Annotated in this window: 25 protein-coding genes; 8 read left to right on the top strand and 17 right to left on the bottom strand. The window is 31.4% G+C overall.

The annotated features are described in order from the left end of the window. Positions 1 to 13: 13 nt before the first annotated feature. From Z053_RS0121645 to Z053_RS0121630, 4 genes are all read left to right on the top strand, one after another. Positions 14 to 1,165 carry a serine hydrolase domain-containing protein gene (locus Z053_RS0121645; protein ID WP_025667058.1) on the top strand — a complete coding sequence of 384 codons (1,152 nt, stop codon included), beginning with the start codon at positions 14 to 16 and terminating at the stop codon, positions 1,163 to 1,165. Further along, complete coding sequence (locus Z053_RS0121640; protein WP_025667057.1) at positions 1,155 to 1,841, top strand: hypothetical protein; 687 nt, start codon at positions 1,155 to 1,157, stop codon at positions 1,839 to 1,841. Before Z053_RS0121645 ends, Z053_RS0121640 begins: the two co-directional genes overlap by 11 nt. 189 nt (positions 1,842 to 2,030) lie before the next feature. Continuing rightward, complete coding sequence (locus Z053_RS0121635) at positions 2,031 to 2,840, top strand: alpha/beta hydrolase (RefSeq protein ID WP_025667056.1); 810 nt, start codon at positions 2,031 to 2,033, stop codon at positions 2,838 to 2,840. Between the two features lie 10 nt (positions 2,841 to 2,850). After that, the gene (locus tag Z053_RS0121630; protein WP_025667055.1) at positions 2,851 to 3,471 is read left to right on the top strand and encodes a hypothetical protein; all 621 of its coding nucleotides are present in this window, start codon (positions 2,851 to 2,853) and stop codon (positions 3,469 to 3,471) included. A gap of 49 nt (positions 3,472 to 3,520) precedes the next feature. Here Z053_RS0121630 and Z053_RS0121625 read toward each other — a convergent pair whose 3' ends face one another. From Z053_RS0121625 to Z053_RS0121610, 3 genes are all read right to left on the bottom strand, one after another. Continuing rightward, on the bottom strand, positions 3,521 to 4,420 hold the full coding sequence (locus tag Z053_RS0121625) for a LytTR family DNA-binding domain-containing protein (RefSeq protein ID WP_025667054.1): 900 nt from the start codon (positions 4,418 to 4,420) through the stop codon (positions 3,521 to 3,523). Between the two features lie 254 nt (positions 4,421 to 4,674). After that, on the bottom strand, positions 4,675 to 5,562 hold the full coding sequence (locus Z053_RS0121615; RefSeq protein ID WP_025667053.1) for a DMT family transporter: 888 nt from the start codon (positions 5,560 to 5,562) through the stop codon (positions 4,675 to 4,677). Positions 5,563 to 5,604: 42 nt separating this feature from the next. Next, on the bottom strand, positions 5,605 to 6,819 hold the full coding sequence (locus Z053_RS0121610) for an MFS transporter (RefSeq protein WP_025667052.1): 1,215 nt from the start codon (positions 6,817 to 6,819) through the stop codon (positions 5,605 to 5,607). Positions 6,820 to 6,941: 122 nt separating this feature from the next. Here Z053_RS0121610 and Z053_RS0121605 point away from each other — a divergent pair, with 122 nt between their 5' ends. The 3 genes from Z053_RS0121605 to Z053_RS0121595 all read left to right on the top strand — a co-directional run bounded on the left by Z053_RS0121605 (position 6,942) and on the right by Z053_RS0121595 (position 9,562). Continuing rightward, on the top strand, positions 6,942 to 7,835 hold the full coding sequence (locus Z053_RS0121605) for a LysR family transcriptional regulator (RefSeq protein WP_025667051.1): 894 nt from the start codon (positions 6,942 to 6,944) through the stop codon (positions 7,833 to 7,835). A 178-nt stretch (positions 7,836 to 8,013) separates the two neighbouring features. Next, positions 8,014 to 9,063, top strand: a complete 1,050-nt coding sequence (locus Z053_RS0121600; RefSeq protein ID WP_025667050.1) for a hypothetical protein — start codon at positions 8,014 to 8,016, stop codon at positions 9,061 to 9,063. Between the two features lies 1 nt (position 9,064). Beyond that, positions 9,065 to 9,562 (top strand): GNAT family N-acetyltransferase, encoded by a 498-nt coding sequence (locus tag Z053_RS0121595; RefSeq protein WP_025667049.1) that lies wholly within the window; start codon positions 9,065 to 9,067, stop codon positions 9,560 to 9,562. A gap of 57 nt (positions 9,563 to 9,619) precedes the next feature. On the opposite strand, the gene Z053_RS0121590 is transcribed toward Z053_RS0121595, so the two are convergent. Beyond that, positions 9,620 to 10,456 carry an AraC family transcriptional regulator gene (locus Z053_RS0121590; RefSeq protein WP_025667048.1) on the bottom strand — a complete coding sequence of 279 codons (837 nt, stop codon included), beginning with the start codon at positions 10,454 to 10,456 and terminating at the stop codon, positions 9,620 to 9,622. Between the two features lie 94 nt (positions 10,457 to 10,550). On the opposite strand from Z053_RS0121590, the gene Z053_RS0121585 reads away from it, so the two are divergent. Then, a complete protein-coding gene (locus Z053_RS0121585; RefSeq protein ID WP_025667047.1) occupies positions 10,551 to 11,567 on the top strand; it encodes a zinc-binding alcohol dehydrogenase family protein in 1,017 nt (338 codons plus the stop codon). Between the two features lie 54 nt (positions 11,568 to 11,621). Here the strand turns inward: Z053_RS0121585 and Z053_RS0121580 are convergent, their stop codons facing one another. The 13 genes from Z053_RS0121580 to Z053_RS0121520 all read right to left on the bottom strand — a co-directional run bounded on the left by Z053_RS0121580 (position 11,622) and on the right by Z053_RS0121520 (position 22,367). Beyond that, complete coding sequence (locus Z053_RS0121580; RefSeq protein WP_025667046.1) at positions 11,622 to 12,194, bottom strand: uracil-DNA glycosylase family protein; 573 nt, start codon at positions 12,192 to 12,194, stop codon at positions 11,622 to 11,624. A gap of 196 nt (positions 12,195 to 12,390) precedes the next feature. After that, positions 12,391 to 12,867 carry a YHS domain-containing (seleno)protein gene (locus Z053_RS0121575; protein ID WP_025667045.1) on the bottom strand — a complete coding sequence of 159 codons (477 nt, stop codon included), beginning with the start codon at positions 12,865 to 12,867 and terminating at the stop codon, positions 12,391 to 12,393. Between the two features lie 19 nt (positions 12,868 to 12,886). Next, complete coding sequence (locus Z053_RS0121570) at positions 12,887 to 13,237, bottom strand: hypothetical protein (protein WP_025667044.1); 351 nt, start codon at positions 13,235 to 13,237, stop codon at positions 12,887 to 12,889. Positions 13,238 to 13,246: 9 nt separating this feature from the next. Further along, entirely contained in the window at positions 13,247 to 13,597 is a 351-nt protein-coding gene (locus tag Z053_RS0121565; RefSeq protein WP_025667043.1) for a hypothetical protein, read from the bottom strand. 92 nt (positions 13,598 to 13,689) lie between these two features. Next, a complete protein-coding gene (locus tag Z053_RS0121560; protein WP_035096538.1) occupies positions 13,690 to 14,742 on the bottom strand; it encodes a helix-turn-helix domain-containing protein in 1,053 nt (350 codons plus the stop codon). A gap of 208 nt (positions 14,743 to 14,950) precedes the next feature. After that, a complete protein-coding gene (locus tag Z053_RS0121555) occupies positions 14,951 to 15,463 on the bottom strand; it encodes a hypothetical protein (protein ID WP_152538369.1) in 513 nt (170 codons plus the stop codon). Positions 15,464 to 15,495: 32 nt separating this feature from the next. Beyond that, positions 15,496 to 16,455 carry a phage tail protein gene (locus tag Z053_RS0121550; RefSeq protein WP_025667040.1) on the bottom strand — a complete coding sequence of 320 codons (960 nt, stop codon included), beginning with the start codon at positions 16,453 to 16,455 and terminating at the stop codon, positions 15,496 to 15,498. Further along, entirely contained in the window at positions 16,439 to 16,897 is a 459-nt protein-coding gene (locus Z053_RS0121545; RefSeq protein ID WP_152538368.1) for a hypothetical protein, read from the bottom strand. The genes Z053_RS0121550 and Z053_RS0121545 overlap by 17 nt, the downstream gene beginning before the upstream one ends. Positions 16,898 to 16,962: 65 nt before the next feature. Then, positions 16,963 to 18,150: a PilN domain-containing protein gene (locus tag Z053_RS0121540; RefSeq protein ID WP_025667038.1), complete on the bottom strand. Its 1,188-nt coding sequence runs from the start codon at positions 18,148 to 18,150 to the stop codon at positions 16,963 to 16,965. Further along, a complete protein-coding gene (locus Z053_RS0121535) occupies positions 18,150 to 20,045 on the bottom strand; it encodes a type II secretion system protein GspD (protein ID WP_081748314.1) in 1,896 nt (631 codons plus the stop codon). Before Z053_RS0121535 ends, Z053_RS0121540 begins: the two co-directional genes overlap by 1 nt. 2 nt (positions 20,046 to 20,047) lie before the next feature. Next, complete coding sequence (locus Z053_RS0121530; protein WP_025667036.1) at positions 20,048 to 21,463, bottom strand: GspE/PulE family protein; 1,416 nt, start codon at positions 21,461 to 21,463, stop codon at positions 20,048 to 20,050. After that, positions 21,460 to 21,945 carry a hypothetical protein gene (locus Z053_RS29105; RefSeq protein ID WP_035096537.1) on the bottom strand — a complete coding sequence of 162 codons (486 nt, stop codon included), beginning with the start codon at positions 21,943 to 21,945 and terminating at the stop codon, positions 21,460 to 21,462. The genes Z053_RS0121530 and Z053_RS29105 overlap by 4 nt, the downstream gene beginning before the upstream one ends. Further along, a complete protein-coding gene (locus Z053_RS0121520) occupies positions 21,945 to 22,367 on the bottom strand; it encodes a hypothetical protein (RefSeq protein WP_035096536.1) in 423 nt (140 codons plus the stop codon). Before Z053_RS0121520 ends, Z053_RS29105 begins: the two co-directional genes overlap by 1 nt. Positions 22,368 to 22,371: the final 4 nt, after the last annotated feature.

The raw sequence follows: 22,371 nt of genomic DNA, 5'->3' as shown, positions 1-22,371 counted from the left end.
ACCAAATAGAAATATGCAAAAATATATTGTAATTGCTACATGCATTGTTCTTATTTCGTCATCCTGTTCTAAACAAAAGAGCACAGATACTAATTTTCTAACAAGCAAGTTAGATAATCTATTTGAAATTGAACACCGCGAAAACCGGTTTGATGGCACTGTTGTGATAGGTACTAAGGATACAATAGTCTATAAAAAATCGATAGGCATATCTAATAGAATCTGGAACATCCCAATGCAAGTAGATCATCGTTTTGACATTTGTTCTATCAATAAGTCATTTATCGCAGCACTAATTCTTATAGCCGTAGAAGAAGGTAAATTATCTCTTAATGATCATCTTACCGATCATATTAGTACATATTCGTACTTGGGAGAGTTTAATCAGAATATCACAATTCACAACTTACTGAGTCATACTTCTGGTTTACCAGATTATGGCCAGGTACATCCAAATCTTTCAAAAAATAAACACTTAAAATTTAAGCGAAAACACTTTGATAATAAGGAATATATTGATTTCATTAGTAAGATTCCTGCAATAGGTGATCCAAACCAGCAATTTTATTACAGCAATTTCGGTTATCACATACTTATTATCATTCTGGAAAACCTTTATCAACTTCCTTTTTCTAAACTTTTGGAACAAAAAATTACAAAACCACTTAAGCTAGAACATACTTTTAGTACTTCTGACAATCGTATTGTTTTTGAGAATGTAGTAGAAGGATATAATTATAGCGAAACAACTAACAACTGGATGCGAAATCAATTTATTGATCTAACCCTTGGCAGAAGAATATTTTCTTCTGCAGAAGATCTCTATCGTTGGGGGAAAGAAATGAGTTTTCCTGTTCTTTTTAATAACAAACAGATAAAACTTATGCAAACCAATCATTTATCAGAGATTAACCAGGAAATCTCTTATGGTTACGGTTGGGTGGTATTTGATGGAGAAAAGGAATATCGTATAGGAAATATAGGTATCGATAAAAAGTACATCATACATGGAGGAGCTACTGAAGGATATAAATCTATGCTTATAAATATCGAAAACGGTGAGTATATTATCGCTTTTCTTGCCAATACAGGCGATCAAACAAATGAACTTGATCTTGCTAAAAAAATTACAGCAATACTATATACTAACGAAAATGAAAACTAAATTACTATTTCTAAGCATTATCTTGTCTGTTTCGAGCATTATAAATGGGCAATCTATAACAGGGTTATGGACTGTAGATCAAGTAAGTGTAGGTGACAAAAAAATGACTCCAATCGCTAAATGGTTTAAATACAATACTGATCACTCTTATGAGGCTGGTAATGGATGGTTACAAAATGACGAAGGTAGCTGGACATACAGTAAAAAAGAAAAGCAATTTCTTCCTGAAAGTAAAAATGGTAAAGATGAGTACGGAGCTTTTAAAGTTGAGTTTTCTAATGATAAAATGAAATGGATACGTATAGAAGATGGAATGAAAGTAATAGTTTCTTTATCCAGAATCTCTAATGTACCTAAATCTCCCAAAGATAAAGCTGTCGGAAACTGGCAACTGGTTTCTGTATATAAGAATAAAAAAAACATTACAAAATCTTACAATCCAGAAGGGAAAGAAGCTATTTTTATTCGCTGGACAGGAACATACCGCAAAACACATCCGGATACTTCAAGATCAAATGGGTATTGGTATATGAATGCACACAAACCCGAGCTACATTTAATTGACTACAATCGTGCTATCGATGTTCAGGTATTTATAGTTTCGTTTCAGGGCAACCTGATGACAATGAAACCTAAGAATACCGAAAACGTCACATTTACATACAAAAGAAAATGACAAGAGATCACAAATAGTATACTTCTATCATACCCCCTCTCCTTTTTCTAAATGAATCTATCTTTTGTCTAAGACTCCAGTACATCACAAAAAGATGACACTTCGTACCAATCACCTTTCTATAAGCGGTATTTAAAGGCTTCAAAAATACTTTTGCTGGAATTAGAAATTTAAAAAATAAGAATCATTATGAAAAAAATTATTCAGAACTCTATGAGTTTTCTGTGTTTAATCATTGGCATATTGGGCCTAAACAGTTGCGAGAAAGACAACCTTTCTTCAATAAAAAACAATCATCCCTTTGCGATTACATCAGATCATACAAATACTACATATAGTATTAATATTTTGTATCCTCAGGCTTATGATCCTTCAAATAGCTATCATACAATTTACATGTTAGATGGAGATGATTATTTTAAAGAAGCAGCAGATATCGTTGCAGAATCTGGTAGAGAGGATATTATCCTTATCGGAGTGGGATATGCCAATAAAAACCAGAGAGGAAGAGATTACTCTTATCCTGAAGACAGAGATTTTCCCGGAACTTCGGGAGGTGCAAAAGAATTTATCAATTTTGTAAATAACGAACTTATTCCTCATATCGAAAATGAACTTGAAATTGAAAGTGTTGAAAGGACATTATTTGGTCATTCTCTAGGTGGATATCTTGCTTTGTATATATTATTTCAACAAGATCAACCCAATTCTTTTGATAATATTATTGCTGCAAGTTCAAATTTCATGTGGTATAATGCATATCTATTTGATTTAGAACAGCACTATTTTGACACACACGATTCATTAGATAAAAATCTTTATATAACTGTTGGTGATTTAGAAGGAGCTTCGATCAATCTTTTTTATAATGCCTTTAAGGAAAAAATGGATAAACGGTCTTATACTGGTTTAATTCTACATCATGAGAGATTAAAGAATACTTCGCATAGAAACAGCCCAATAATAACCTTTAAAAAAGGATTATCTATAATTCTATAAATACAACATCATGAAAAACTATGTAGTAGTCCTTTTGTTTTTTCTTTCATTACCGGTTTTGGTTCAGGGACAAAAAGGAAACAAAGAATCAGGTCAAAAACGATGGAAATTAGAACTTTTATACACTCAGGATATATTAAATACCAGTTACGGAAAAAACTATGGGTATATATTTAAAGGAAAGTTAATGTGTCTAGACAGCAAACATTTTACGTTATCATATGGTGTGGCTCATCAAAATAGTTACATAGCCGAAACAGATAACTTGTTTACCGATTATGTAGAAGGATATACAAGAGATATAGGATTGTATTCTATTTTTGATGTTACTTATTACCCATTTAACAAGAAAAAATTCTACCTATCGCTAGAACCTTTTATAGGAGCAACACATTTAAAATCAAAAGGAACTTTAAGAATCCCACAATATTCGGTATACGAAAAGTACAAAAATGAATATGTGTATTTTAATTATGGCTTTTCTCAATCTCTAGGTTACAATATTAATAATTTTAGTGTTAGTGCATTTGCATGGGTTTCCTTAAAAGGGTTTTTAGATAAAGGAAGAAACAGACCCGCAGATTTCGATTCTCGATTTTTCTTAGGATTAGGCCTGGGGTATACCTTGTAGAAAACATATTTAATAATCACAATTTTTAAAAGTGTAATCTTTGATAAGATTACACTTTTTTAATCGTAAAAGCATCTTTAAATGCCTGAAATTTATTTCTTGACACAGGAACTTCATGAGGGACTCCTTCAAAACTAATGCGATAATTTCTGGCGTTGCCAGAGGTAGTATTAATGTTTCTTATATTAATAACATACGATCGATGCGTACTAATAATAAATGCATAATTACCAAGTTCTTCCTCAAGCTTTTGAATTGTAAGTCGATATGGTTTACAGTGTACTTTACCAGATGTTTTGGTAAAAACATCTATATAATTTCCTTCGGATTTAGCGAATAAGAAGGAACCAATATCTAGTTCCAGAACTTCGTTTTTATTATTAGTTTGTATACTTATAATATCGGATACTTCACTCTCTGTAAATGTAATTCTGGATTCAAGTTGTTCATTGTATAAGGAGACTTTTTTTAAGTTTTCCTTTAAAAGAATGGTGTAGTTGATCCATACAAGAAGAAAAGCCGGAACAATACCAAGTAGAACAACGTATAGCGATGAGTTTAAAAAATGTAATATGATATTATTAGAAGGCTCTTTGCTAATTACAAGAGACAGGGTATTATTAAAAATAGTAATTACAAAAAAAAGCGAAACAATTAAAAGACATTCTTTTCCTATAGTCCAATTTTCTTTTAAATCAGGCTTAAAAAATATTCGAGGTATAACTTCGAGTACCACGAGAATACCGAAAAAAGTCATTAACCCTGCAAGTATACAGAGGAGCGGTTTTGAAAAGACAAAGTTTGTATTCACATAATTTTCGTCTACAGCTAATACATTAATAATGTAGATTAACATTCCCAGTACAAAAGCAATTATTAAATTTCTTTTGAAATAAAATAGATAAGGATAAGGTTTATGTATGATTTTGGTAATGTAATGTCGAGACATTAAGAACTATTTTTTAACCAAAAGTAATATTTTTAAAAGGTTTGAATCGTTTTTTTAATCCATATAATCTTTCCTTTTTTTAATTTCTGCAAGAAATTTTTCTTTATCCTGTTTATTAAATTTCTTTACAATTTTCTTCATAAAAAAAGACCAAATGAAATATTTTTCAAATGACGGGTTCATACAATAAATCAATAGATTAGTATACAGTTATATATGCTTATATAGTTTCCTTTAGTTTGCCAAGAATTTAATCAGCTTGTTTTTTTGTTTCTTAATGCTAGTACATTTCCGAAAATAATAAGTACAATTCCCATGAAAGCATATATATCGGGTTTATATCCTTCAAAAATGGTAGAAATGGTTAAGGCAATTACTGGTATCACCACAATAACATAGGCAGCTTTACTTGCTCCTATTTTGCCTATTAAAGTAAGATAAGAAGTAAATGCTATAATAGATCCGAAAACCGTTAAATATGCGAGTGATGAAATATAGGAGAATGAAGTATCGAAACCTATAGATTTTCCGCTAAACAAGGCTATTAATAACATAGCAGTTGCACCATATAGCATCCCGAAACCATTGGTTTGGATAACAGGAAGTTTAAATTTACGTTGATTATTTGAAGAAGTAATATTTCCCAAAGAAGCAAAAATGATAGAGCAAATACAAAATATCAATCCTTTAAGCTGATCATTGGTCAAATCTATTCTTCTAAACTCGGCCTGGTATATCAGAACTGTTCCTAAAAGTCCGAAGACAGCTCCTATTATGATTTGTTTTTTTATTTTATCTCCTAAAAATATCGCTCCAAAAACTATATTCATAAAAATTAATGTAGAAAATGCTACAGCCACTAATCCACTACTTAAATATTGTTCTGATAAATATACCAACCAATAATTTGTTCCAAATAGCAGAACTCCCTGTAAAGCGATAAAAAAGTGTTGTTGCTTTGTAAATGATAACGGAAGTTTTCTAATCTTAGAATATCCCAATAATATAATACCACCTAATCCAAACCGATAGGCAACAGAAACTATAGGATCTACAGTTCCCAATTGGTATTTAATGATGTACCATGTAGATCCCCATATTAATGCTGGAATTATAAACAATAAGTGATTAGATTTTAGCATAGTTAAATAAATTTATTCTTTAAAATTAAATTATGACCTTCTCTAAGAAACCTCTTTTGTTAATTTATATGTATTGGTATACCGCCTGGCACACAGCATAAATAATAGTAATGAAAAAAGAATGAATCCTAATAAAGTAAAAAGAAAATTAGACCACCCCCATTTTGATACTATATGCCCTGTCGAACTTCCGATACCACCTGCTCCCATATACTGACATATTAAGTATAAGCAATTTGCTGTACTTTTTCCTTCAATAGCATACTGAGATATTATCTTGTTTACTACAGTCTGGATCCCTAATAAACTAAACGTAAGTAAACTTAGACCTAATACTAATAACCACAACTCTTCTACAAATAGCCCTAATGTTCCTATTAGAAATAGTACTAACAGAATTTTAAGCATACGAAAAGAGTGAACTCGATGAGTTAATGCTCCAATTGTTATTGTCCCTCCTACTCCCGTGATATAAATTAGGAATAACAGGGAAATAACATAATGCGGAAGTGAAAAAGGAGGCATTTCTAGCCTAAAACTTAAATAATTATAAATGCTCACAAAAGTACCCATCATTAAGATCATCAAAATATAAACTCCCAAAAACAATGGATTTTTAAGGAAGTTTTTCATGTATATTAGCTTTAAAGATGTTTGAATTTTTTGTGGATTAAAGTTTAAGGATTGTGGTAAAAGTCTCATAAAGAAAGTACTTAATACCATGCCTACACCTCCAATAAATAGTGTGGCTATTCTCCAATCATACCAACTAGAAATTAAACCTGCTACCACACGCCCCCACATACCACCTAATACATTTCCGGCTAAATATATCCCAATCACAACCCCAACATATCTTACCTCAACTTCTTCAGAAATATAAACAATGGCAACTGCTATCACTCCCGATAACAAAAACCCTTTTATAAAACCAAAAACGACCAGTACATTAAAATTCCATGAGATTGCCGAGAGCATTGTGATTAACGAAGACAGAAATAAAGCAATCAACATTAATTTTTTACGATGTAGTATATCTGCATAAAACGCAAACATAAAAAGGCCTAAAGCAATACCAATCATAGAGGATGAAACAACCAAACTACTGACAGCCGGAGAAACCAAAAAACTTTCGCTTAATGATGGTAATAATGGCTGAAACATATAAAACTGTGAGAAAGCAGCCAAACCTGGGATAAAGACCGCTTTTCGGATATCTTTATAACGCCTAGTATTTCTTTCTGCTTTTGTTTTCATTACAGTATTGGCACCCTCTTTTATTATAAGTTATAAAGGAATTGAAGTACAAAGTTTAAAATTATTTTTACATTAGTAAAACATTATTTTCTTATCATATACATTAGCAAAACTTATTAATTATGGAGTTACGCCAGTTAAACTATTTTGTTAAAGCGGCAGAGTGTTTAAATTTTACTGAAGCTTCTCACAAAGTATTCATAACACAAAGTGCGCTTTCGCAGCAAATAAAGCTTTTAGAGCAAGAATTAGGGGTTCCTCTTTTTGATAGAATAGGAAAGAGAATACAACTTACAGAAGCTGGTTCTTTATTTTTAACCCGTGCGAGGCATACGCTTAAAAATGCCGAAAACGCCAAACAATTGATAGAGGATTTACAAAATTTACAATCCGGGACTTTACATATTGGAGTAACCTATGGTTTAACCAACTTGTTTACAGAAACATTGATATCCTTTTCTACAAAATTTCCTTTAATACAGGTTAAGGCTTTCTTCGGTACATCAGATGAGTTAATAGAAAAACTTAAATCAGGTATGTTAGACTTTATTTTATCCTTTAATAAAGCAACAGATGATCAAATGATTACTACTATTCCTTTATTTCAATCTTATTTAACATTGGTAATACATGAATCCCATCCATTTGCCAGCAAAAAACAAATCACTATAGAAGAGCTTAACACAATAGATTTAGCCGTACCCGCAGAAGGGTTTACAACCAGAAAAGTCCTGGATAAAGCATTTAGAACACATGAACTTTCTTATCAATATCAAATAGAATTAAATCATATTCCCACCTTAATTCGACTCATCGAAACCGGAAAATGGGCAACTGTTCTTACAAAATCGACCACACAGTATTTACCTACTCTTAAAAGTATTCCTATAAACAAAAAGAAACTCAAATTACGATCGGCAATACGATACCTTAAGGGTAATTATCAAAAAAAAGCATCTAAAATTTTCTTCCAAATGATTTTAGAACATTATAAACAGAATACAGATTTAAATTAGCATACCGTAAGAATGATAATTCAGAAAGTTATCATAAATAAATGGATAGACAATCTAAAAAAATAAATTATAACCTAAATTAGAACAAATACTAAAATCTAAAAACAGTTAAGGACGATTACCAATTTTTAAAATAACAACTTTTATATTTATTAAGAATAACGTGATAAGATAGCACATGAATGATCATACTTCAATACAAAAAATAAGAACAGTTCTGATAGGTTTAGGTACCGTAAACATTGGTGTACTTAAAATTTTGATAGAGAAAAAGGCTATAATCACAAAAAGTCACAACCTAGAAATACACATTATTGGTGTGGCTGACTCTTCTGGAATTGCCATAAAAGAAAATGGATATACCTACGAAGAATTAATTCATTTAAAATCAAATGGAAATAAAGTAAACCAGTTAGAAGGATATCTCTCGGGCATACCTATAGAACAAATCACAAACCATGTAAATGCTGATGTACTGATCGATGGATCGCCAGTTAATCTTAAAACAGGAAATCCGGGATTACAAGCAATTCGAAACGCTCTTAGTAAAGAATGCTCCGTAGTTAGTGCAAATAAAGCTCCCTTGGTATTAGCCTATGATGAATTGCATCAACTGGCCAAAAAGCATGGTAGTAAACTAGCATATAGCGCAACAGTATGTGGGGGATTACCAGTGATTAATATTTTACAACGTGATCTGCAAGCGACAAACCTTATTGGCTTTAAAGGGATTTTTAATGCTACCACTAATTTTATTTTAGAAGCATTAGAAAAAGATGGATCTTTTGATGAAGCTATTAAAGAAGCACAAAGATTAGGTGCAGCAGAAACCGATCCATCCCTGGATATTGACGGATATGATACCGCAAACAAATTGTATATCATCATGAAATCTTTTACAGAATTCTCTGGTACTATTTCTGACATACAAATAGAAGGTATCAGAGCTATTACTTCTAAAAACATTAAACAGGCAGCAATACAAAATAAAAGAATAAAATTATTAGCTGTAGCAGAAAAAAAAGCAGGTATCTGGAGTTTATCGGTTCGACCCACAAAGGTAGAAGCCAGTTCCTTTATAGGGAATTGTGATGGATGGGAAATGGGTATTCAATTACAAACCGATTATTATGAAGAATTATCTATGAAAATATATGAAGAAGACCCTATAACCACCTCTGCAGCCGTAGTAAGGGATATTATTAACCTTTTAAAAAAATCTTTCTAATATGAAATCTCCTGAAATACATATTCGACCTGCAAATAAAAAAGATCTTGAAGCAATTTGGAGTCTGTGGAAAGTAGTAGTAGATCAAAAAATCTATTTTCCATATGACGATAGTTTTTCTCGAGAGCATATCGAAAACAGTTGGATCAATCTAAACAATAATTGTTTTGTAGCAGAATTAGAAAAAGAAATCATAGGAGCTTACATTTTAAAGCCCAATCAACCTGGGTATGGAAATCATATTGCTAATGCTTCATATATGGTTGACAGTCAAAAAAGAGGAATGGGTCTTGGTCATCAGCTTTGTGCTCATTCTATTGATGCTGCAAAAGAGCTAGGGTATTATGCAATGCAGTTTAACCTGGTCGTTAGCACCAATGCAGCTGCTATAAAAGTATGGTTGGCAAATGGTTTTGAGATTATAGGAACCATACCCGGAGGTTTTAAACATTTTGAAAAAGGGTATGTAGATGCTCATGTTTTTTATCGGAAATTGTAATTTGTATACATTTCAGAAAAAATGATATAGGCTTTATGTGGTAAAATAATTGCAAACCTATATAAATTCTTTCCTATACTTTGTGGGACTAATTCCTTTATTCTTTTTAAAGAATTTATTAAGGTGACTAACATCTGTAAATCCTAATTCATCAGTAATTTCGGTTATGCGCATATCACTATATTGAAGCCTGTTTTCTATTAATCGAACTCTGTAATTCGTAATATATTGCTGTAATGTTTCTCTTGTATGTTTTTTAAAATAACGACCAAGGTATGTTTTAGAAATACCAAACCGATCACAAATTTCTTCAGTTCTCAATTTGCTAGGGTCGTATATATTCTCTTGTATATATTGTAATATATTCATCGCTTTTTCTTCTGTTCCTGCATCTACCTCATCAGGAAGGTATTTTGCAATATTTCTCGCCACAATAACGATTAATGTATTTACCAACTGCTGTATAATTTCTTTGTTATATAAATCCCGGTTAACATATTCGCGTATCATAGCTTCGACCATAGGTTTGACCAATGTTTTGTCTGTTAGGTTTCTTAAAATACAGCCCGGTTGATGATTTGCATTTTTTAGAATAAATTCTAATCGTTGAATATTATCAGCACTTATTTTCCCTGATTTAATATAAATATCATTAAATCTCAAAAAGAAAAATTGTGTGGTTGTATTAATTTCTATAGAAGATATGTCTGTAGGGGTTAATAAAAGCATATGTCCGGGATGATATTGAAATTCGTTCTTATTTACACGTTGAATTCCTGTACCCGATAAAATATAAACCAATTCAAAAAAACTGTTTTTATGCTCATGTACCGGAGATTGATCTAATGTTTCAAAAGCAATCGAAAAAGGTTCATATAAATTCTTTTTATTCATAATTACACATTTTTACATTTAAAACGAAAATATATACTATTAAAAAACATACTCAAAGGTATAAATTTGCTCTAAATTATTAAAACATATTTTTATGAAAGCAATAGGAATCAAAACATCATTACCCATAAGTGAAGAAAATAGTTTAATTCAGTTCGAAACAGATCGGCCTGTACCAAAAGGACATGATTTATTAATAAAAATCAAGGTAGTAGGTATGAATCCTGTGGATTATAAAGTTCGCCAAAAAAGTGCGCTAAATCAAGAATTAGATTCTCCAAAAATATTAGGTTGGGATGCTGTAGGTATCGTTGAAGCTGTAGGTGACAAAGTAACCTTATTTAAAACGGGAGACGAAGTGTTTTATGCAGGAGATATTACACGTCCCGGATCTAATGCCGAATATCAATTAGTGGATGAGCGCATAGTAGGTAAAAAACCGAATACTATTTCTGATGCCGAAGCTGCTGTGATGCCTTTAACTTCGTTAACCGCATGGGAGACGTTGTTTGACAGACTTAAGTTAACCCAAGGAGAAGGGGAAGGAAAAACGATACTAATTATTAGTGGTGCAGGTGGTGTTGGCTCTATTGCAACTCAATTAGCCAAAAAACTAACCGATTTAACCGTTATAGCTACTGCTTCTCGTGTCGAAAGTCGTTTATGGTGCCAGAATATGGGAGCAGATCATGTTGTAAATCATCATAATCTTATTGAAGAAGTACATGCTTTAGGGATCAACACAGTAAACTACATTCTAAATTTTTCGGGAACTTCTGATCATTGGGAAAACATAATCGAGTTAATTGATCCACAAGGGCATATATGCACGATAGCAGAATCTCCCGATAACCAAATCAATATAGGATCTTTTAAATCTAAGAGCATCACCCTATCCTATGAGTTAATGTATACACGATCTATGTATCAGACAGAAGATATGATTGAACAACATCATATCTTAAACAAAATAGCTGCATTGCTTGATAACAATAAAATTAAATCAACACTCAATAGTACCCTTAATGGTTTTACTACTGAGAACTTTAAAGAAGCTCATCAAAAATTAGAATCAGGCAAAACCATAGGGAAAATTGCAATTACATTTTAAAGACACTGTTTAAGAATAGAGGATTAATAGACAAGATCAGAGCTCTTATATGAATTATTTAAGTATTGAGCGAACTTGTAGTTGTAGCTGTGGTATAACCTCTTTTTTATACCATTCATTTTTTGCTTGCCAAATATTATTTCTTGGCGAAGGATGTGGCAACACAAAATAATCTGGCAAATATTCTTTATAATTCTTTACTGTATCTGTTAACGTTCTTTTTAATCGATCACCCAAATAATACTCTTGAGCATATTTCCCAATGAGTAAAACAAGTTCTACATTTTCTATTTTGGTCAATAGTTTTTGATGCCACAAGGGAGCACATTTTTTTATAGGGGGGAGATCTCCGGATTTCCCTTTTCCCGGGTAACAAAACCCCATGGGTACAAGTGCTATTTTTTTGGGATTATAGAACGTTTCATCATCTATCCCCATCCAGGCTCTTAAATTTTGCCCGCTCTTATCATCCCATGGAATTCCCGATTTATGAACGATACTTCCGGGAGCTTGCCCTATGATTACTATTCTACTATGCGCATGTGCCGAAACTATTGGTCTTGGTCCTAGTTCTAATTGCGCTGCACACTCACTACATTTTGAAATCAAAGACAATAATTTTTGCATAATAGATACTGCGTTTTATAAACTGATTAGTAAATTATAAAATAATATGGTTTTACTTAACTTATTTAAGATTTGTTTCATCCTTTATCCTATTCATCAAAGAACACCCTAACCAATGAGCTAAGGTGCTCTACAAAAGAAAAACTAAACACCGGTTAGAACTTTTCTACTAGACTAAAGAAAAGTATCAAAACCTTTAATTATACGTATTACGAAGTTTCTCCCAATTACTATTAGCCTTTGCCACTAATTTTTTGTGATTGTTTTCTGCAAGCCATAATTGTTGTGCATCTAACTCTATATTATACAAAAACAAAAAGTACTTCCCATCTTTTACTACAAACTTATTCGGATCAGGTCTAAATTTAGCACCAGCATATACACCAAAAGCACAGAATCCTCCATATTGTGGTAAGTATTGTTTAGGGTTCTTATCAAATTTAGACTTCTGTTCTTTAGAAGTAAAATAGTACACAACCTTCTCATGTTCAGATTTATATTCTTTGTTTCCTCGTTGTGCAATACCGAGATCCAGATAAGATACAGGACTATATCCCTGTAGCGCTATATTGCTGTTATCAATATTATTTCCTTTCTTATCCTGCGCAATAGTAGTCATGGTTGTCATTATCATTACTACTAGTACTATTTTTATATTTTTTAAAGTTTTCATATGTATAATTTTAAAATTGTTATTTACTTTCACTTAGAGAGACGACCAGAAAAATTACAGCGGCATTTATCCAATAGTAATACCCGTCAATTCCTTTTAGATCAAACAAAAAGGGAAGTATCATAAATGTGATCGCTACCAAAAGATCTATCGCTAGATGTCCCTGATATGGAATTGCTCTTACAATCCCTAATTTGTAATTTGTAAGTACACTAACTATAATTACTGCAAGCCCAGTTATAATCGAAAACCAAAATGCTATTCCCGAAGAGTTCCCTAGGTTTAATAACGTTGGCAATATTATAAGGCCTACTGCTGCCGAATAATCAGCCACACCATGCAATGTGGGAGTGATAATTCTTAATTTCATGTTTTGATTTTAAGCGTTAAAATATTCTTCTTGTATAACCAGTCCGTCATTGTTCCATATTCGTCTTATAATTTCATGCCAATAAATTGTACTATTATCGGTCATCTCGAAATCAAATGTAAATTCTGAAGCCGAAACATTACCATCTACTATCGTATGGTGATGAGTAATATCATTTACTTTTTTAATAGAATTGGCAAAACCTTCCATCTTTTCTACCATTTGCGCTTTATTTTTGGTAGTAATGTTATTATAATCAGAGGTTGTCGCATCCTCAGCAAAAAATTGTTTTACTGCATCTACTATTGCTCCTTGTGTAACAATACTATCCATTTCTGTAGCTAATTCTTTAATATCCATTGTTTTATTTTTAAATGATTAAACAAATATTGTTTTGTAATTACACTACAAATTTCTGGATATGTCGAGGAAAGAGGGCTACAAAAAAGGCACTAGTTCTTGTACTTTTTATTCTTGAAATGCGATGGGGATTCCCCTGTATAATGCTTAAAAAAGTTCGAGAAATGGTTAGGCTCTTCAAAACCTAATTCTATCGAAATCTCTTTAATTGTAAGGTTTTTAATCAAAAGAGACTTTGATGTATTAATCATCTCAGATCTAATAAGTTTCCCCAGAGAAGTTTGCATTTTATCTTTCACTTTTCGGGATAGTACTTTTGGAGAAAGATTCATTTTTGAAGCATAAAAGTCAAGTGTTCTTTCTTTGGTATGATATTGCTGAAGAAGTTCGAGGATATTCTGAGAGAAAAGATCTCTATTTTGATAGTCAAAATCTTCTCTAAATTCTAACGGATTTCTACCCACATTATTTTTAAAAACTCTGGTAAAATACGCCGGATCATTGTATCCCAAATCATAAGATATTTCCTTAATACTTTTATCGGTAAAAGCAATCTCCTTTTTACTTTCTAATAGTTTTTTACCAGATAACAGAGATTTTAGAGAAATTCCTATTTTGTTTTTAATTAGAGACTGAATATTATATCCATTTTTATCAATCAAAGCGGTGAGTTCTCTATTGTTAATATTACTAGAATATTGCATATCAATGATATCCTTTGTATCAAAAATAACACGGTACTCTTCCTTATTTGCCTGAAATGGATTTTGGTAATACCATTGTTCTGCAGAAGCATCTATGATACGATCTACTTCTATATCATGTGCTATTTGGTTTGTTATTTTATGAAAATCATTGGATTCATCAAAATTAATATACCCAAGAGAAATAAGATGCTTAAATAATACTCTAAATTCTTTATTTCTAATAACCGATTCATCAGGAAATTCTATTTTTCTGATCAGGAAGTTATCTGAAAGAAATTTTATATACTGTCCTTTTTCGAGATAAATGGCTTTGTTTTTCCAATCGAAGTAATTTTTAAAATCAACCTGAATACTACCACTACCAGATAAAATCTGGAAAAAAGTATATTGATCTATAAAGTATACTTTATTTATTTCTGGTGTAAATTCTATAAACACAATAATCACTTGATTGGTATATAGTACGTCGAAATTTTAATCAAAAGATAACACCTCAACAGTATATTAATCATTAAAATCGATAGAAGTTTTTTTTAAAGAGTTTAAGAATATTCTTTTTAGGATATATAGAGCAAGGTGATGAAGTGGTATATTTTATAAATTACGGAAAGTATTCTGGGTATAATTTAATTTTATACCCAGTTTATTATTTACTTTTTAGTACAGTTTTACTCTCTCTACTTCTTTTTATAATTATAGAATCTCTAAATATCCTTTTTACAGAAATATCTTCTAGCATATCCCCTTCTCTAATCTTATAAAATTTATTATTCATTCTAATTAAGATTAGTTCTGAAGTACTTTTAGATCCTTTTACATAACCATGATAACTTAATTTAGGCCATGGTTTCTTAACACTATTTTTAGGAGTTACATTTGTTTTCTTAGACTTGTTATTCGATACTAGTTTCGTATTTGTTTTACGCTTTTGTCCTCTAGAAACAACATATTTTCCTAAGAATGGATCTCTTTCAACTTTTCTAAGATCAAAAGTATCTTTCGAAAAATTCATTCTGGGATCCACAATAGTAATTGGATTAACCGATACGTTGCTCTCTTCTACATTGTTTCCAAAAAAATTAAAAATTTTATTAAAAACAATTGCCCAGATGACAAGCATAAAAAAAATCAGAACGCTATTTAAAATCTTCTTATTCACTAGCCTAAAAATTACAATTCATTAGGTTTTATTTACTCAACCGTTATTTTTCTAACTTCGCTATAAATACTTTTATTCCCGGCTTGATCTAAGATTCTCACTCTCCAATAGTAATCTCCTAAATTAGAAAATGTTATTTCCTGAGAGTTCGAACTAGTTGGGACAGTCTCAATTATGGTTGCAAAACCACTATCTGTTGCTACTTCTATAACGCTAGACAATGTAGATTGTATTTCTCCGGTATCACTAGGTATATTCCAGGTAAACGTAATAGGCGATGATCCTTTTGCATCGTTATTAGGTGATGCCAATGTGGGTTGATTAGGTGCCTGGGTATCTAGAAAAATCTTTCTCGTTGAGAATTTGGTTTCACTATTATCATTTACAGCTTTTACTTTCCAGGTATATATCGCATCTTCACTCAAGACCGTAGAATTAAGTGTAAAATTATTATTAGTTAAATCAGGAGTCTGGATTTCGGTAGCTGTATTTCCTTGAATGGTCTTATCAACAACTACAGTATATGAAGTCGCTGACTGAATTCTATCCCAGGTTAATATTAAAGCATCTTTATTCGTATAAAAATTCTCTGATGGTGACGTTAAAAATACAGTTTGGTTTGTTAAGTCGTCTGATACAGAAAGAGTAAAAGAAATAGGAAAACTATAGGCTGTGGTATACGCAAAATTTTCTCCTCGTATCCTCCAGCTATATTCACCAGGATTAAGCCCATATGTAAAGTTATTCCCCTTAACTAATGAATCCAACACACTTCTTTGTGTAGCCTCTTCTACTACCTGTATTCTATAATCGTCTGCATCTGCTAATTCGTCCCATCTAAACTGAACCGAATTACCATCGAGACTACTTTTATCTTTTGGCGCTACCGTTGTTACCAAATCATCTGTAATATCTTCTTCGAGGACATCATCGCACGCTATCAACAGAAACAAACTGCTAAAAACTATACCTATATTAACTATTTTTTTCATAATTCTGAAATATTATCTTTACTCTTAATTTATTTTTTCGTGTTTGGAATTCTTTTTCTTTTACAAATGAAATACTAACAATATTTGAAAACTTAAACTCTTTCTCAAATGCATACACTATTTCTAATAGTCCATTAAAATCTCCTTCTAGTGTCAATTGGTTACTAATTACATTAAAACCATTACTTTCTGCTATATGGATTTCATCTAAGTTAAAAACATACACATTATCATAAGTAGATGCAAAATCCAATATTTGTTGTTGTATTTCTTCAGGTTCTACTCCCTGTTTTCCTATTATTTTATCATAAAACTTTAATTCTGTCTGTGTTTGAGTAACATCGGTTGTTGATGAGTTTACATATTCTAACTTATCTTCTAATTCTCGAACCTGATCATAGGCATGTCGAGTGATTTTAAAAGACCTCTTATTCGCTGCCATGAATAGCAATATTCCAATCGCTATAAGCCCAATTAATTTTTGTTTATATGTTAAATTTGCAAACACTATTTTACAATGATTTTTAAAGTGAATTCACTTTTTTTATTTCTACTCTTACTAAAATCCAAAATCTCTATTTTGGAAATCCAGTTTTCCTTCTTCAATTCTTTAACCCAAGAATTAATTGGCATACTCGAACTAGAATTACCATTAATAATAATGGTATTTGTTTCAAATATTATCTTTTCAAAATTCTTGATCTTTTTCTGCGTAGGGTTTACCTTCAAGCTATTAAGTCCTACATTATCAGGAATAGAATTTACTATACGGTACATATAAAAAGAAAGAAAGTTCTGATTTAAAATACCCGATTCCTGAAGAATTTTTGTTTTGTTCTCTTTTTCGTTTTCTAATTTTTTTACTTGATTATAAGTATCATTAAGATTATATAATTGAGATTCATAACTTACATACTTGTCATTATAGTAATTCAATAACAAATAGCTAATCAATAATGCAGACAGGAAAAAAATTCCCAATACTGTAGCTACGGTATTAAATGCCTTTTTAAGTACATTTTCTTTTTTATTTTCTTTCAAAAATTCTGCATCGTAGCTAAAATCATCTGATGGATATAAATAATGAAGTAGTGTAGAAAATAAAGGAACCTGGATATTGTTAATCTTCTCCTCTCCCAAGATATATTCTTTGGTAATAGTATCCAGTTTTTGGGTTTCTATTAGGTAATCATTTTCAAAACTCAATTCATAATCGGCAGAAATAATTGATGAAGTATTAGATAGCCCTTTAAATAGCACCCCTACAAAAGGGCCAATACTATAATCTACAACCAAATATTTATTTTCTAAAAACAGTGCAAAGAATTTTTCTAAGACGTCTTTTCTTACAATTGAAATAAAATTTTGTTGATTTTGATGTAGTTCATAAATATAAAAATCATCAATAGAAGCATTAAACAATACTTCTTTTAAATAGTTTCCTTTTGCAGAAACTTGTTTATTTATAATCCCTTTTCCATAAAAATTAAGAAGTAAAGGAACTGATGTATTCACTTTATCTTTAACAACGTTAAAATCCTCAGTAGAAAAAGAAGTTTCTACCGACAAAGCATCAGATTTCTTATCTACTATAAGCACATTGTATATTGGAGTATCTCCCAATATTACACCTACAATAGCGTATTGTTTTTCCTGAAAAGGCTTTAAAATATTATTTTTTATCTGTTCTAACATTAGTAAACAACAGTCGGTTTAATAAACACGTGTAACTTTGACTTCTTCTTTTTCTTGGTTTTACTACTAAAAAACCACTTTATTATTGGTATTCTAGATAAAACAGGTGTACCGGTCCCAGAGTTTTCTTTTTCTAATTCATCCAATCCTCCCAGAAGGATCATTTCACCATTTCGTACTCGAACCAAGGACTCAAACTGCTGGGTTGATTTTCCTGGTGGAGCGTTCTCTCCTGCTCTTCCTAAAAAGGCACTCTTTTCTACAACAATAGTTAGTGTTATTTGTTCATCTTTAGAGACAAAAGGTTTTATATTAACACTTAAATTTGCATCTGTAGCTTTCCATTGACCTGACTGTAAAATATCACTACTTACTCCATTATTAATCAATCTATTATTTTGTTCGAAGTAATAATTAGTTTCTCCGATAGAAATTTTTGCTTCATGGCCACTTAGTGTAGAAATCTTGGGAGTTGATTGCAATCGGATTATAGAATTATTTTCTAGAGCTTTTAAACTAAGATAGAAGTCTTTTGCAACTTTACCCAGGTTAAAAATACCAAACCCATTAAAAGCATCGATCAACTTATTTACAGAAGATGAATTTATAGTAACTTCAGATTGCGGAAATAAAGCCCCAGAAGTAACTCTCTCTTTTTTATCAATTCCTGCTTTAATCCCGGTTTGAATGTCGTACCCTTTTTGATATTGTACTATAAGCACCTCTATAAGGATCATAGGTACTACTTTATCAATTTGTTTTATATATTCTTTTAACTCTAATATTCTTGGTCTTGAACCAGAAACCACGAATCCATTAAGTTCTATAAACTCCTTAAGTTCTACATTTTCTATCAAGTCCTTAGGTAATGTTTCTAAAACAGTTTCTATTGTTCTATTTTCTAGTTGTATAAGTTCTGTACTCCTAAGTCCTTCTCCATTTTGATCTCCGATAAGATAAAAATCATCTGTTTTTTTATACGTACTATTTTTACCCATAAAAACATGATCCAAAAGCTCATCAAAAGTAATTTCGTTTACTACCAATGTTGTTGTAGCTCCTTCAGGTTTATCATACATGAAATAGTTTACATTGAGTTTTTCTGCTGCTTCTAATATCAACGAAGTAATATCGGCATCAAATGCCTGAACACTCAAAAACCCACTTGGAAGAACCGTAATTTCTGCAGATGATTCTGGGCCCCTGGTTTTCTTACCTTTCCTCGACGATCTAGTAGCTGTACCTACTGCTGGCGCTTGATCTTTTTCTACATAGTAAAACCCATTATCATCTTTGGTCACTATTAATTTATTAGATTTAGCCATCATCTCCATTACCTGATCAAATGGTCTATTTAAGATATAAGCAGAAACTTTTTCATTTTTTACATTAGGTCCTAAGATTACATTTTTGCCAGATACATCGGTAATCTTTTTAGCTACGCGAGGCAAAGAATCGTTTTTAAGTTTAATCACCAAGAAATCATTTTGACTATTATAAGTAACATCGATTTCTTTAAGCACTTTTGGTTTCGGAAGTTCTTTTGGTTTTACAGTTTTCTTAAAAACAATGATTTTGTTTATAAACTCTATACTTAGATTATATTTCTTGATCACAAAAAGAAACACATCTTTAACAGGAACATTAAAAAAACTACTGGAAACAATCTGGTTAAGATCCTGATCTGCACTTATATTTAGCTTGTGTTCTATTGCAACAGAGGTTAGAAAATCATATAGTGTTAGTCCCGAGACATCAATCTGTATCGTTTCATTAAGTTCGGGAGTTTCCTCTGCATATGCATTAATTTGTTCTTCGATCTTTTGCATGTCCTGCTGTCCATACGAAAGTGGAATTATACAAACTAATACTATATAATATAAAAATTTCTTCATAATTAAGCTTTGATTAGCAGCGAATAAATTTCTTCGAGAGAAGTTTCCCCTTCTTCTAATAAATTAAAAGCTTTATCCGCAAGGCTTTGGTATTTATAACTTATATTTTGTTCTAGATTATGGCTATTATTTTTAATAGCATTCACGACATCATCTGTGATCGATACAATTTCATAAATTGCTCTTCTACCCTTATACCCGGTATAGTAACATTCTGTGCATCCTACTGGCATATGATGTGTGGATAAGGCCCTAGGAAGTTTATAATTTCTAGGAAGTTCTTCTTCATTAAAAGGAGTCTCTTTTTTACAATGTGGACATAATTTTCTAACCAATCGCTGTGCAACAGATAGGTTTAAGGTCTCTGCAATATAAAATGCAGGAACTCCCATATCAACTAATCTGGATATGGTTCCCAGTGCAGAATTAGTATGTATTGTAGACAACACTAAATGCCCTGTTAATGAAGCCCTGATAGCCATTTTGGCTGTCTCGGCATCCCTGATTTCTCCAAGCATGATTATGTCTGGATCTTGTCGTAAAAATGACCGTAATGCAGAAGAAAAAGTAAGTCCGATGTCTTCTTTAAGTTGTACTTGATTAATTCCTTTTAACGTATATTCAATCGGATCTTCTACAGTTACTATATTTCTTTTTACATCATTAAGGAGTTTAAGCGTAGCATATAGCGTTGTTGTTTTACCAGATCCGGTAGGTCCGCTAATTAATACAATACCATTATTCTTTTTTACGGCTTCAAGATATTTTTCTTTTTCTTCTAACTCCAACCCCAAGTCTTCTAATCTAATATTAGAAGCATCTTTTCCTAACAGACGCATTACCACTTTTTCACCATGTAAGGTGGGTAATATAGAAACTCTAATATCAAAATCTTTATAATCGATCCTTCCGTCTTGTGGTAATCTTTTTTCTGTGATATCCAGATTAGATTCTATTTTTATCTTATTTACTAATTCTAAATAACTCTCTTTAGGAATTTTATATTTTTCAACTAAAACACCATCAATACGCAGTCTTGCTCTTGCTTCTTCTTCATACACTTCGAAATGAATATCACTACTACCAATAGATTTAGCTTCAAAAATCAAAGTATCCAAAAAACTACTTTCTACAGTAGATATACTTTGTGTTGCTTCCTGATCTCTATTATTCTTTCTGTAATAGACAAACAATGCTTTATTTAGTCTCTCTGACGAAATCTCATCAAACTTTAATGGTTTTCCCAAATACAATTCTAACTCTTCCTTGACCTGAGAATTTACTTTTTCTGCGTCAATATAGAGTTCCATTACATCTTCGGTATTGTTCTTAGGAATAATACTATAATGATGTGCTAAATCAGCATTAATAAGCTGTTTTAGTTCTACAGATATTTGTATGTTGGTATCAGTGCTCAAATGATAAAGTCGTAAAAAATGTTAGTTGATAAAAATAGATTAGGAATCATCAAACCAATGATATATAGTGATAAATATCCTGCTAATGGTATTGTTTTCTGTTCGCTTTTATTCTGAAATATCGCATACAATACTAAAGACAATATCATCCCAGAAATAAAGAACAGCATATAATTTCTAAAGGAAAAGAGAGGAATTACGGCGATTAAAAACACCAAATCTCCTATACCAATATATTGTTGAAATGGATTTTGAAATTTTGATTTTTTAATGGAAAAATATGTTACTATTGAAAGAAAATTAATTCCAATAAACGCCAATGATTTCAAACCATCAAAAAGAACTATGATATCTTTATTCATATACATACTCACCACAAACACCAAAATAGGTAGCCCAATATGTATATGTCTATACCTGACATCTTGATATAACATTATCCCCAAAGAGATGAATAAAATGGATACTAATACGTATGTCATTAGTCCTTTACCGTTTCTTTTAATAACTTATTATGATCAATCTCCCAGGTATTAAAAGTACCATCGCCATCAAAATCGGATAGAGAAACCGCTCTTGCTTTAAAAGAATTAGTAGACGCCTCTGTGATCTCAATTCTATACACAGCCTGTCCTCCTTCACTAATAGATAGCGCTGGTTCAAAGCCTAAGGCTTCAAAATCGGTTGTATACTTAGAGTTTCGATAAAAATAGCTCTTCTCTAATCCATACAGATGGTTAAGCATACTCTGGGCTTCAATAGCTTTTGCTTGTGATACTACAGCCGTTTGGTTTGGTAATACCAATAGTATTAAAATCCCAATAATACATAATACAATTACTAATTCTGACATCGAATATGCCTTTACATAAACCTTTTTACTGGTGTTCTTTTTTATCTTCATTTTC

Origin of the sequence: Aquimarina megaterium XH134 (genome assembly GCF_000520975.1) — a bacterium.
GTDB lineage: Bacteria > Bacteroidota > Bacteroidia > Flavobacteriales > Flavobacteriaceae > Aquimarina > Aquimarina megaterium.
Note: the sequence above shows the minus strand (reverse complement) of the source record. Positions and strands in the feature narration are given on the sequence as shown.

What these genes read in the sequence shown, in the direction of transcription:
- Z053_RS0121645 (WP_025667058.1), top strand. Translation starts at nt 14, where the DNA reads ATGCAAAAATATATTGTAATTGCTACATGCATTGTTCTTATTTCGTCA.
- Z053_RS0121640 (WP_025667057.1), top strand. Translation starts at nt 1,155, where the DNA reads ATGAAAACTAAATTACTATTTCTAAGCATTATCTTGTCTGTTTCGAGC.
- Z053_RS0121635 (WP_025667056.1), top strand. Translation starts at nt 2,031, where the DNA reads ATGAAAAAAATTATTCAGAACTCTATGAGTTTTCTGTGTTTAATCATT.
- Z053_RS0121630 (WP_025667055.1), top strand. Translation starts at nt 2,851, where the DNA reads ATGAAAAACTATGTAGTAGTCCTTTTGTTTTTTCTTTCATTACCGGTT.
- Z053_RS0121625 (WP_025667054.1), bottom strand. Translation starts at nt 4,420, where the DNA reads ATGTCTCGACATTACATTACCAAAATCATACATAAACCTTATCCTTAT.
- Z053_RS0121615 (WP_025667053.1), bottom strand. Translation starts at nt 5,562, where the DNA reads ATGCTAAAATCTAATCACTTATTGTTTATAATTCCAGCATTAATATGG.
- Z053_RS0121610 (WP_025667052.1), bottom strand. Translation starts at nt 6,819, where the DNA reads ATGAAAACAAAAGCAGAAAGAAATACTAGGCGTTATAAAGATATCCGA.
- Z053_RS0121605 (WP_025667051.1), top strand. Translation starts at nt 6,942, where the DNA reads ATGGAGTTACGCCAGTTAAACTATTTTGTTAAAGCGGCAGAGTGTTTA.
- Z053_RS0121600 (WP_025667050.1), top strand. Translation starts at nt 8,014, where the DNA reads ATGAATGATCATACTTCAATACAAAAAATAAGAACAGTTCTGATAGGT.
- Z053_RS0121595 (WP_025667049.1), top strand. Translation starts at nt 9,065, where the DNA reads ATGAAATCTCCTGAAATACATATTCGACCTGCAAATAAAAAAGATCTT.
- Z053_RS0121590 (WP_025667048.1), bottom strand. Translation starts at nt 10,456, where the DNA reads ATGAATAAAAAGAATTTATATGAACCTTTTTCGATTGCTTTTGAAACA.
- Z053_RS0121585 (WP_025667047.1), top strand. Translation starts at nt 10,551, where the DNA reads ATGAAAGCAATAGGAATCAAAACATCATTACCCATAAGTGAAGAAAAT.
- Z053_RS0121580 (WP_025667046.1), bottom strand. Translation starts at nt 12,194, where the DNA reads ATGCAAAAATTATTGTCTTTGATTTCAAAATGTAGTGAGTGTGCAGCG.
- Z053_RS0121575 (WP_025667045.1), bottom strand. Translation starts at nt 12,867, where the DNA reads ATGAAAACTTTAAAAAATATAAAAATAGTACTAGTAGTAATGATAATG.
- Z053_RS0121570 (WP_025667044.1), bottom strand. Translation starts at nt 13,237, where the DNA reads ATGAAATTAAGAATTATCACTCCCACATTGCATGGTGTGGCTGATTAT.
- Z053_RS0121565 (WP_025667043.1), bottom strand. Translation starts at nt 13,597, where the DNA reads ATGGATATTAAAGAATTAGCTACAGAAATGGATAGTATTGTTACACAA.
- Z053_RS0121550 (WP_025667040.1), bottom strand. Translation starts at nt 16,455, where the DNA reads ATGAAAAAAATAGTTAATATAGGTATAGTTTTTAGCAGTTTGTTTCTG.
- Z053_RS0121545 (WP_152538368.1), bottom strand. Translation starts at nt 16,897, where the DNA reads ATGGCAGCGAATAAGAGGTCTTTTAAAATCACTCGACATGCCTATGAT.
- Z053_RS0121540 (WP_025667038.1), bottom strand. Translation starts at nt 18,150, where the DNA reads ATGTTAGAACAGATAAAAAATAATATTTTAAAGCCTTTTCAGGAAAAA.
- Z053_RS0121535 (WP_081748314.1), bottom strand. Translation starts at nt 20,045, where the DNA reads ATGAAGAAATTTTTATATTATATAGTATTAGTTTGTATAATTCCACTT.
- Z053_RS29105 (WP_035096537.1), bottom strand. Translation starts at nt 21,945, where the DNA reads ATGACATACGTATTAGTATCCATTTTATTCATCTCTTTGGGGATAATG.
- Z053_RS0121520 (WP_035096536.1), bottom strand. Translation starts at nt 22,367, where the DNA reads ATGAAGATAAAAAAGAACACCAGTAAAAAGGTTTATGTAAAGGCATAT.